This window comes from Methanosphaera sp. A6 (genome assembly GCF_001729395.1).
Classification (GTDB): Archaea; Methanobacteriota; Methanobacteria; order Methanobacteriales; family Methanobacteriaceae; genus Methanosphaera; species Methanosphaera stadtmanae.
In genome coordinates, this window is sequence record NZ_MAIF01000020.1 from 1 (window position 1) to 10,496 (window position 10,496).

8 protein-coding genes, 1 pseudogene and 1 CRISPR repeat array are annotated in these 10,496 nt (G+C 26.2%); of the genes and pseudogenes, 3 read left to right on the plus strand and 6 right to left on the minus strand.

The window, feature by feature from the left end; translation table 11 throughout:
* Positions 1-45 precede the first annotated feature (45 nt).
* A CRISPR array of direct repeats spans positions 46-740; the repeat unit is 30 nt; unit sequence AATAGAATAAGATCATAATGAAATTGAAAT.
* Positions 741-826: 86 nt separating this feature from the next.
* Positions 827-1,096: a hypothetical protein gene (locus tag A9758_RS00675; RefSeq protein WP_011406543.1), complete on the plus strand. Its 270-nt coding sequence runs from the start codon at positions 827-829 to the stop codon at positions 1,094-1,096.
* Complete coding sequence (locus A9758_RS00680) at positions 1,093-1,371, plus strand: type II toxin-antitoxin system RelE/ParE family toxin (RefSeq protein WP_011406544.1); 279 nt, start codon at positions 1,093-1,095, stop codon at positions 1,369-1,371. Before A9758_RS00675 ends, A9758_RS00680 begins: the two co-directional genes overlap by 4 nt.
* Before the next feature lie 573 nt (positions 1,372-1,944).
* Here the strand turns inward: A9758_RS00680 and A9758_RS00685 are convergent.
* The 5 genes from A9758_RS00685 to A9758_RS00705 form a co-directional block, all read right to left on the minus strand.
* Positions 1,945-2,628 carry an amino acid ABC transporter ATP-binding protein gene (locus tag A9758_RS00685; protein ID WP_011406545.1) on the minus strand — a complete coding sequence of 228 codons (684 nt, stop codon included), beginning with the start codon at positions 2,626-2,628 and terminating at the stop codon, positions 1,945-1,947.
* A gap of 10 nt (positions 2,629-2,638) precedes the next feature.
* On the minus strand, positions 2,639-3,289 hold the full coding sequence (locus A9758_RS00690) for an amino acid ABC transporter permease (RefSeq protein WP_011406546.1): 651 nt from the start codon (positions 3,287-3,289) through the stop codon (positions 2,639-2,641).
* A gap of 15 nt (positions 3,290-3,304) precedes the next feature.
* Entirely contained in the window at positions 3,305-4,153 is an 849-nt protein-coding gene (locus A9758_RS00695; RefSeq protein ID WP_011406547.1) for an amino acid ABC transporter substrate-binding protein, read from the minus strand.
* A gap of 331 nt (positions 4,154-4,484) precedes the next feature.
* Positions 4,485-5,267 (minus strand): DUF4013 domain-containing protein, encoded by a 783-nt coding sequence (locus A9758_RS00700; RefSeq protein ID WP_011406548.1) that lies wholly within the window; start codon positions 5,265-5,267, stop codon positions 4,485-4,487.
* 152 nt (positions 5,268-5,419) lie between these two features.
* On the minus strand, positions 5,420-6,232 hold the full coding sequence (locus A9758_RS00705; protein ID WP_069776308.1) for a DUF4013 domain-containing protein: 813 nt from the start codon (positions 6,230-6,232) through the stop codon (positions 5,420-5,422).
* 554 nt (positions 6,233-6,786) lie between these two features.
* Between A9758_RS00705 and A9758_RS07690 the strand changes: the two genes are divergently transcribed.
* Positions 6,787-6,912 (plus strand): hypothetical protein, encoded by a 126-nt coding sequence (locus A9758_RS07690; RefSeq protein WP_255359963.1) that lies wholly within the window; start codon positions 6,787-6,789, stop codon positions 6,910-6,912.
* Between the two features lie 434 nt (positions 6,913-7,346).
* On the opposite strand, the pseudogene A9758_RS00710 reads toward A9758_RS07690, so the two are convergent.
* Positions 7,347-10,496: pseudogene (locus tag A9758_RS00710) on the minus strand (hypothetical protein); the annotation flags it as partial.

Sequence of the window (10,496 nt, forward strand, 5' to 3'; positions counted from 1 at the left end):
AATTGAAATCGTATAAGTTATTGTACATTTAAAACAATGGCTGAAAATAGAATAAGATCATAATGAAATTGAAATGAAGCAAACCATGAAAAACCAACTGAAAGATGTAAAAATAGAATAAGATCATAATGAAATTGAAATGGTGTTAGTACAGGTATGGACGGATTACTCCATGAAAAATAGAATAAGATCATAATGAAATTGAAATATAAAAATAACAAATGGAACAACAACAAAAACAGTAAATAGAATAAGATCATAATGAAATTGAAATGTCGTTGAACAAGAAATAAGAATTATAGAAAATAATAATAGAATAAGATCATAATGAAATTGAAATTTAACATCTACAAGGTCATGAAGAAGTTTTGTTTCATAATAGAATAAGATCATAATGAAATTGAAATCGATACATTTTTAAATTACTTGTATCAGTAGTAATAAATAGAATAAGATCATAATGAAATTGAAATACTCTTACCCGATTTAATTATGAATATCTTCAAGCATAATAGAATAAGATCATAATGAAATTGAAATGATGTAGAAGATGAAGTTGATGAATTTCTTGAAGAGAATAGAATAAGATCATAATGAAATTGAAATGATATCTTTCATATATTATCATTTTTATCATATTTTTAATAGAATAAGATCATAATGAAATTGAAATTTGGTAAAAGAAATAGCGGAAGACAATGAATACTCTGAATAGAATAAGATCATAATGAAATTGAAATGTATATTCTACTGTTTCTACTATTTCTACTGAGTAGAAACTATTATATTTACCAAAGTAATATATTACAATAAGGAGGTTTTAACTATGGTTTTAATTAAATCAATAAAAGTAAGTGAAAAAACACATAAATTATTAACTAAAATTTGTCCTAAAAATAAATCATACAATGACATAATATATAATGCATTAATTCAACAATACACAGAAAAAGAATACCTAACTGACGAAGAAGCTGAATATTGCAATAAAATGATAGACCAATTCGAAAAAGGAGATAATACTGATACATACACAATAGATACTGATAATTTAGATAAAGAATTAGATGAATTGGAAAAACAAGGTGTACTATGAATTACATACTACAATACACTAAACACGCCTTAAAAGACTTGAAAAAAACAAAAAAGAAAAACTTACACGATTACAATAAATTAAAAGAAGATTTAGAAAAACTAAGACAAAATCCCTACACCTCAGCAAATATTAATATAAAAAGTTCTAAATGTCCCAGATGTAAACGTATGAAATCAGGAACGCACAGGATAATATATTATATTCATACTACTAAACCAATAATAGAAATAGTAATGATAATTGAACGAAAAAAGAACTACAGAGATTTTTAAAAAAAATATTTTATGATCTTCAAAAAAATAATTATTTTCATTCAAAAAAATAAGTTAGTGCTGAAGTAATTAAATTATTGAAAAATAGGAGTGGTGGTTATATCGTGTTAGTTAATTGAAATGTGTTTTTAATTCTTTTAAAATATGCTGTAAAATATAATCCTGTTGTTTAACATCATTACTTAAACCATATTCTTTAATAATATCTTCTTTCAATAGAATAAGATCATAATGAAATTGAAATGTAGGGTTATAACATTTCTTTTTAGTTATTTATTACAAATAGAATAAGATCATAATGAATTTGAAATTTAAATACTACTACCTACAGAAATAATATTAAGAAAAATAGAATAAGATCATAATGAAATTGAAATTGTTGTCTTATTGCAGTTAATACACTTTGAATTAAAAATAGAATAAGATCATGTGAAATTGAAATAGTATTTAATATAAATAATAACTATTTGTTAATAAAATAAGAATAAGATCATCTTGAAATAATTTTTAATAGAAAAAGTGTGTTTCATGGGAAAAAGATATTTTCTCCCATTACTATTTTTTTTAAATTCCTTAGTCATTGAATTTTCCTAGGAATTCTTTTATTCTTGGATTGTTTGATTGGAATACTTCTTCTGGTGTTCCTTGTTCTTCTATGTATCCATTTTCCATGAATATTATGTTGTCTGCTACTTTTTTTGCAAAGTTCATTTCATGTGTTACTATTACCATTGTCATTTTTTCACTTGCAAGATCTTTTATTACTTTTAGTATTTCTCCTGTAAGTTCTGGGTCCAGTGCAGATGTTGGTTCATCAAAGAAGAGTATGTCTGGATTCATTGCTAGTGCTCGAGCTATTGATACTCTTTGTTGTTGTCCTCCTGATAATTCACATGGATATGCATCTTTTTTATCAGGTAGGTCCATTTTTTCAAGTAGTGCTTCTGCTTCTTTGTATACTTCTTCTGGGTTTCTTTTTTGTACTTTTATTGGTGCATTTGTTATGTTTTTCATGACTGAGTGGTGTGGAAATAGGTTGAAGTTTTGAAATACTAATCCAAATGTTCCATCGAAGTTTATTTCTCCACTATCTGGTGTTTCTAGTTTTGTTATACACCGAAGAAGTGTTGATTTTCCACTTCCTGATGGTCCTATTATTGCTAGTACTTCTCCTTTTTCTACTTGTAAGCTTATATCTTCCAGTACTGTGTTTTTGTTAAAGCTTTTTTTTAGATTTTTTATTTCTAGTAGTGTCATGTTTTTGCCTCTATTGGTAGTAGTTTAGTTTCTTTTCTAGTAATTCCATTATAAATGCTACTATTGCATTTAGTATGTAGTAGAATATTCCTGCTATAAATAGTGCTAGTATTGATGCTTCTGATGCTGCTACTTGTTTTGCTACTGTAAAGAGTTCTGGTATTGCCAGTACAAATGATAGTGATGTGTCTTTTACTAGTGTTATAACTTCGTTTGTTATTGATGGTAGTACTATTTTAAATACTTGTGGTAGTATTATTATGAAAAATGTTTCCATTTTTGTATATCCCAGTATTTGTGCTGCTTCATATTGTCCTTTTGGTATGGATTCTATTCCACCTCTGAATATTTCTGCAAAGTATGCTGCATAGTTTATTATGAATGCTATTAGTACTGCTATTAGTCTGTAGCTACTGGATGTACTTACTCCTAGTATGTAGTATGGTCCAAAAAATACCACTATTAACTGTAGCATGAGTGGTGTTCCCCTCATTACTGAGATATATATTCTCATTATCCATTGTATGGGTTTGATTTTACTCATTCTTCCCCATGCTACTACTAGTCCTAGCGGTATTGCAAATAGTAGTGTTAGTATAAAAATTTCTAGGGTGGTTATTAATCCACCCATTAGTTCTGTTAGTACTGTTGTTAGTAACATTTTAGATACGCCTTTCTAGTTTGTGGTGTTGGTTGTTGTGTTGTTGTTTTTTATAAGTGATCCTGGTACTCCATAGCTATCATATTTACTTGCTATTTTTGCTATTGTTCCATCTGCTTCCATTTCATCAAGTGTTTGTTGTATTTTGTCTCTTAGTTGTTCATTTCCTTTTTTAAATCCTATTCCATATTGTTCTGAGGATATTTCTTCATCTAGTATTTTATAGTCACTTGGATTACTTTTGGAGTTTACTTGGTATTGTGCTACTCCTATATCCATTGCTACTGCATCACATGTTCCTGCATCTAAGTCTAAAAATGCTGTGTTGTAGTCGGCTATTTGTACTAGTTGTTTGAATGTGTCTGCTAATGGTTTTTGATCTCCTTCTAGTGCTGATAGTGCTGAGGAATCTTTTTGTGTTTCTACTTGTTTTCCTTTAAGGTCACTTAGTGAGTTTATTCCAGAGTTTGATTTTGTTACTATTACTTGTTTGTTGTCTATGTATGGTTTTGACCAGAGGTATTTGTCTTCTCTTCCATTTATTGTGAATCCATTCCAGATACAGTCTATTGTTCCTGAGGATAGTTCACTGTCCTTTGCATCCCAGTCTATTGGCTGTTTTACAAGTGTCCAGTTGTTTCTGTTACATACTTCTTGTGCTAGATCTAAGTCAAATCCAACATATTCACCGTTATCATCTTTATATCCGTATGGTGGAAATTCTGAGTCAAATCCTACAACTAATACATTGTCGTTTGGACCTGTATTTCCATTTGTGTTAATTACACCAGTAAATACTAGTACTGCTGCAATTATTGCAATTAGCACTATTACTCCTGCTATAATCCCTATTTTTTTATTCATTAATTTAACGCTCCACTTTATTAAAATATATTAAATTATTTTTTACATGCTAATTGTAGGTAAAAAAAGGTATAATATATATTATTCTATTTATAGTTTCCTATATTTATTTATATGTATATGGTCACTGATAGTGATATGTGTATTGTTTGAGTGTTTGTGGGATTTAATAAATTTTAGGGTGTGTGACAATTATTTTATCCTATAAAAATAGATATATTATACAAAACAACACCAAATATTTGATAAACATAGTAACAAGAAATCATGATACAAAAAATAGTATTGTAAGTTTTCTTTAACTAAATAAAAAAAAAGAAAAAAGGATAATTTATCCTTCCATATAAATTAATCCAATACCTCTATACATTAATAAAAATGTAACTGTATTATAAATTAATGCCATAATAGGTATAGGAATATATGCATCTATGAAAACACCAATAAAAGTAATTATATTACTAAGTATTCCTAATATAATGAAAAATATTGTATATTTTCCCACACCAATACTTTTAATTTTATTATATAATTCTTTGATATTGAGTCCTTCCATAATACTTCCAGTTTCTGCAAGACGTGCTTGTGCAATGTAATTAAAATACATACTTATAATTAAAAGTACTACTGCTATGAGCATACAAACAACAAAAGCTATTCCTAAAGACATTACTACATCCCTAGGTAGTGCTTGCATTATCACATCAGCTGATGTTCCAACAGGATATTTTTCTGCAACAAGAGCTACTTTGTAGAAATTAGAATATAATCCTAATGGTATTGCTATTATTATAGTAATAATAATAGGTACCAATGCATATACCATAGTTAAAATATAGTTTCTTAGTCCATCAAGAAAATTATTCTTAAGATCTAGTTTAGGTATTTCATTTGAATTTTTAAGTGTAGATTCAATAATAGAAATTCCAATACCATATATTAAAATAGTAATTATTAGTACTAATAGTAAACTAATTAGAGAACCATTTCCATTATCAATATTACTTAGAAAAGTACTGACAAAACAAAGTACTGCTATGATTATAATAGATTTTCTATTATGTTCTTCCATAATATAATTAAATACTTCTTTAAAGATATCTGATACATCCATAACTCTTTTCCTCCTTTTATTTTTATTATTAATATATAATTTGTTTAATATAAGTTATATAGTTGTTGATAAATAAAAACAGGAATCAAAAAGAAGTTTAAACTTAGAAAAAGATAATTTAAGACTAAAAAAAGAAAAAAGAAGTATATTTATTATCCTTCCATATATATTAAAGCTGCTAGTCTAGCTGAAAATATTGATGTGAATGAAACTATTATAAAGTAATATATGTAGACTCCATATATAGGTATTACTACTACAAACATTCCAAGAACCAATGATATAAACATTATAATAGCATACATTACAAGACATGTTAGAAATTTACCTAATCCTATACGTCTCATTTTATTAAACAATGCTTTTATATTACATCCGGCCATAATACTTTCAGTTTCTGCAAGACTTACTTGAGCCAAGAATAAGAATATTGAAACTACTATGAGTAATACACCAAATAAAACCATTACACTACCAAGACTAAATTCAAGAGCTTTAAATGTCTCTGGAGGTATTGATTGTAGTACAAAAAATGTTGGATAATTACTAGGCATAGAACTTAGAATTGATGTAACCTTAGCAATATTAGAATATAAACCAAGTGGTATTGCAAGTATCAATGTAATTATTATAGCAATTAAGACATAAAAAATTGTTATAATAACCTTTTTAATTCCATTAAGAAGATCTTTTTCTAAATTAAACTTTGTAATAGTATCATTTTTATTAAGTGTTGTTTTTGAAATTGAAACCATGAATCCACTTAATATAAGTTGAATTATAACTGAAACTAACAAAGTAATTATTATGATACTAGTATTACCTGCAAGATAATTAACACTCATATATGAACCAAATTGTGATATAAACAACAATATCGCATATACTACTGCTATCATAAACCATCTTTTATAGTTGTCAATTGGATAGTAGAATGCATCCCGTATAATATCCGATATTTCCATTTTATCCTCCTTTTATATTTTTTTTATTAAAATTAAACTAATTAATAATTTATTTAAAATTCCTATTATAATTTTTGGTAATGAATAACAAAATAAGCAATTATGAAATACATTTCTAAAAATAGGCATAGTCATATGCTTTTAATACTAATTGGAGAAAAAGTTTTTATCCATGTATTTAAAATAGTTGATATATATCATGTATCTGATTTTTTAGAAAAGTAACTGATTTTCAAATTACCTAAAAGATTATATTAAATAAGTTAATTATATACACCCAATTAAACTATCATAAATATACATCCAACCAACTATCATAAATACCTATTTTTAATACTTTACATGTATATACTCCATGCATTATTTTAGTATTTTCATTAACTTCTAAAAAAAAGAATATATTATCTTCTTTTTCTGGAAAAAGATTTCCATTTAATAAAAAAAAAGTAGATTAACTAAATATACTAGTAGAAATCATCTATGAATAAAACTATTTAATGAACTTATTAAACACTTGTTGATGCCTTTAAATATACCCTGAAAAATCCTAAGGTATGGTTATTAATTGTCTTATCTTATCTAACATACCTGATAATTATCTTGGTTTTGGTGGAGATGGAGTTGTTATGATTTGTGCTGTTTATAGTGCTGTTATATATTATAATGTATGCCAATTATAGAGACAATACTCATAGAACCTGATACATAAATTTACATTTTAAAGGTGTTATTGTTAAGGAAATTAAAAATTTAGTCTTAGTATTGTTTAATTATATATATTGGTCGATTTATTTGGATTATTTATTAATAGTTTTCTATGCTAATTGATACATATCATTGTCCTACTGTACTTTATATGGAGGAATAATTGTTTTTCCATTTTGAAATTCAGACAACACAAAAAAAATGATTTTATTTTAAAATTAAATATTGTATTTCATAAAAAAAAATTGTATTTCATAAAAATAATAAAAAGAGGGTGGAGAATTCCTTTTTTACTTTTTAAATCAAACCCATAAGTCATCAAAAATCTGTTACATATTAAATGTAATTACTACAACAATTCTTATTATTCTCCATCCTATATTAAAAAAATTAAGAAAGTAAACCAATATCATGGTTTATTTTCAATTATTGTTGTTGTATTTCTTACTTCGTTGTATGCTTCTCTTTGACCAGTTACTAGTGTTATAGAATTTACCATATTATTTGTTAGTTGTATATCTGATAGATCTATTTGTCCATTGTTTATCATGAAGTATTTTATTTGATTATTTTCATCCATTATTGATTTTTCATTAACTTTTATACAGATTTTATTAGTACCGACAACAAGATTACCCATATAATCTGTAAGATTTGCCTTTATTGAAAGTTTTTTACTTGTTGTATTATATGTTACAATATCATAATTAAATGATATATCTGATTTTTCTAAAGTAAAAGTTGTATTAGCTTTAGTATAGGAAGTATATATTTTATTACTATATACTGCTTCTACCATGTAATTTCTTATATTATTAGCATTATCTGTTGCTGCTAATCCTAGTGGAACTTTATATGTAAAGTTAAGCATACCCTCAGTTACATTTAGTATTATTATGTTACCATCTTCATCTTTTAATGTTTTACCATTTATTTTAAAGATCATTTTACCATTTTTAACAATTGTATTTGTTGTATTAGGTGTTATATCTTTAACTGACACCATAAATATAATATTATCATTTTGTTTTGCAACTGATGGATTTAGAGTTAAATTTACAAATGCAATTCTCTTATTAAGTTTTATATCTACTGCTGAAGATCTAGATTCCTCATAAATACCAGATCCACTATAAGTTGCTGTTATATTTCTAGCATTACATAGATATGACTCTGCATTTAAAGTATATGTTACAATTCCATTTACTACTGAAAACTTCATAGGTGGCATGTCACTATTAAATTTTCCATCTGTTCTTAATGTTTTACCATTAATCTTAAAGACTATGTTACCACCAGTTACTGGATTTCCATATTCATTAAGAAGATTAGCAGTTAATGTGATGTTTTCACCAATATATTCATTAATTGGTGTTACAGTTATTGTAGTTTTAATTTTTCTTACATTAACAGATGTTGCATTAACTGATGGATTATATGAATTATTTCCAGAATATGATAAAGTAATGTTAATTGTTTCAATACTATTTACATTATATACATATTCAAAAGTTCCATTTGAATCTACTAAAAGATCATATGTATTATTATTAATATTTAATGCAACAGTAGTATCTGGTATTATATTTCCATCTACATCTACAAGTTTTCCTGAAATTATCATATTAGAATTTATTACAGGAGTTTCTATTGGATTTAATGTTATTTGTGTGTTTATTTTTGTTGCATTGAATTTCACAGATACATATGTTGCATTTAGAGCACCATTATCATAATCACTAACAATTAAAGTATTTTCTTCAAAATTATCTACCACATAGTCATGAGAGTATACTCCTTCACTATTAGTTTTTACAACAGTAGCAACACCATTGAATATTAATAATATGTTTGCATTTGTTATAGCATTTGAATTGTTATCTGTTAATTTTCCAGTAATTGTAAATGTTTTATTAATTTTTACAGGTTCAAAGGAGTCTAATGTTAATGTCGTATTTGTTTTATTAGCTGTAGGCATATTATTTAATATTATAATAGATTCTTTTTCTTTTGCACCATTTAACACTGCATCATTACCATAAACATCTTTTGCAAATAAAGCATTGTTTTTTATTGTAATATTTGCTGATTTTTGTGTAGTTTTAACTGTATAATTTAATTGTGATATAATTCTATTGTTTATTATTGAGATATTTGTTATAACTTGGTTTTTCTTATCTCCAAATGCTAGAATACCTGTAATGTTGTTTGATGTTATGTTTATATTATTTACACGTCCACTAAGTTCAGATACTATCATGTTTCCAAGGATATTGTTGTTTTTTAATGTGATATTTTGTGTGTTATATCCTGATGATGCTGCTTGGAATTTAACTGAGCCAATATTGGAATTTTCAACAATAACTGAGTTATTTAGACTTGTTTTCCTAAATGTTAAGTTATTTATTGTTGAATTAGATATTGTTATTATACCAATTGGTTCTAAGCTATTAAATGTATTGTTATATGCTATTGTATTATTGTTTAAGTATGTGTTTCCATCAACACTATTATTAACTACAGTACTGTTAGATGATGGATTGAAATGTGTTCCATTTAATAAAACATTACCTCTATATATATTATCAAAGGTAGGCATTCCAGAACCTTCACCTTCACCAGCACCACTACCCCATTGTATTGTAATACCCATACCATCTCTATAGTTGATGGTGTTGTTTTCAATTAAGTTATGACAACCACTGGTTACTATAGCATAACATATTGATTGAGGAATTACAGCAGATAGTCTGTTGTTTGTAATTCTATTATATTCATTTGTATGATATATATCATGAACATCAATATTGTATGTTGTAAAGTATATTAAGTTACCAATCATACCATCACCTTGAATTGTATTATTATCAAAAGTACAGTATGATGCTAATGCTCCTACAAGAGTACTGTGTCCATGACTATTTTCTGTTTTAAAATAACTATTTTTAACTGTTATATAGGTAGAATTTGCTCTTATTGAGAAACTTCCTACTCCACCACCAATTTTTTGATTTTCAGTAATTTTAGTTATATTATCAAAGGTTATGTTAGATGCAGTCCATACAAATATTTGTGTATTATAGAAATAAAGTCCAGTAACATTACTTCCACTACTTCCAGTATAGAATGAAACTGAATCACCAGAATCTTTTCCAAAGAAATCCTTACTTGTTGAATTTAGTGAGATATTTGAATCATGTGTAGATGAAATCATATTAATTGGTTTGGTAATAAGCATTGTATAATTTGTAGTATTTGTAGTTCTAAATAGTCCCTGAAAATCTAAAGTATCTCCAGCATTAACTTTATCTGTTAAAGTACCATTATTAAAGAAGTCATTGAATGTTGTATTAGTAACTATGTGTGTTACAGATTCTTTTTTCAAATTAACTGATTTATCAACCGTTTTAATGCTTTTATCTTGGATATTAGCACTCTTTATATCAGTTGATGATTTCTCAGTATTTGTTATTTTATTATCTGTTATAATTGATTTTTCAGTATTTTTTGTTAAATCACTTGACTTTTCTTTCTTATATGTTGTTTTATTATTATCTTT

Excerpts from the sequence above, each read along its gene's own strand:
- A9758_RS00675 (WP_011406543.1), top strand. The coding sequence starts at position 827 with ATGGTTTTAATTAAATCAATAAAAGTAAGTGAAAAAACACATAAATTA.
- A9758_RS00680 (WP_011406544.1), top strand. The coding sequence starts at position 1,093 with ATGAATTACATACTACAATACACTAAACACGCCTTAAAAGACTTGAAA.
- A9758_RS00685 (WP_011406545.1), bottom strand. The coding sequence starts at position 2,628 with ATGACACTACTAGAAATAAAAAATCTAAAAAAAAGCTTTAACAAAAAC.
- A9758_RS00690 (WP_011406546.1), bottom strand. The coding sequence starts at position 3,289 with ATGTTACTAACAACAGTACTAACAGAACTAATGGGTGGATTAATAACC.
- A9758_RS00695 (WP_011406547.1), bottom strand. The coding sequence starts at position 4,153 with ATGAATAAAAAAATAGGGATTATAGCAGGAGTAATAGTGCTAATTGCA.
- A9758_RS00700 (WP_011406548.1), bottom strand. The coding sequence starts at position 5,267 with ATGGATGTATCAGATATCTTTAAAGAAGTATTTAATTATATTATGGAA.
- A9758_RS00705 (WP_069776308.1), bottom strand. The coding sequence starts at position 6,232 with ATGGAAATATCGGATATTATACGGGATGCATTCTACTATCCAATTGAC.
- A9758_RS07690 (WP_255359963.1), top strand. The coding sequence starts at position 6,787 with ATGGTTATTAATTGTCTTATCTTATCTAACATACCTGATAATTATCTT.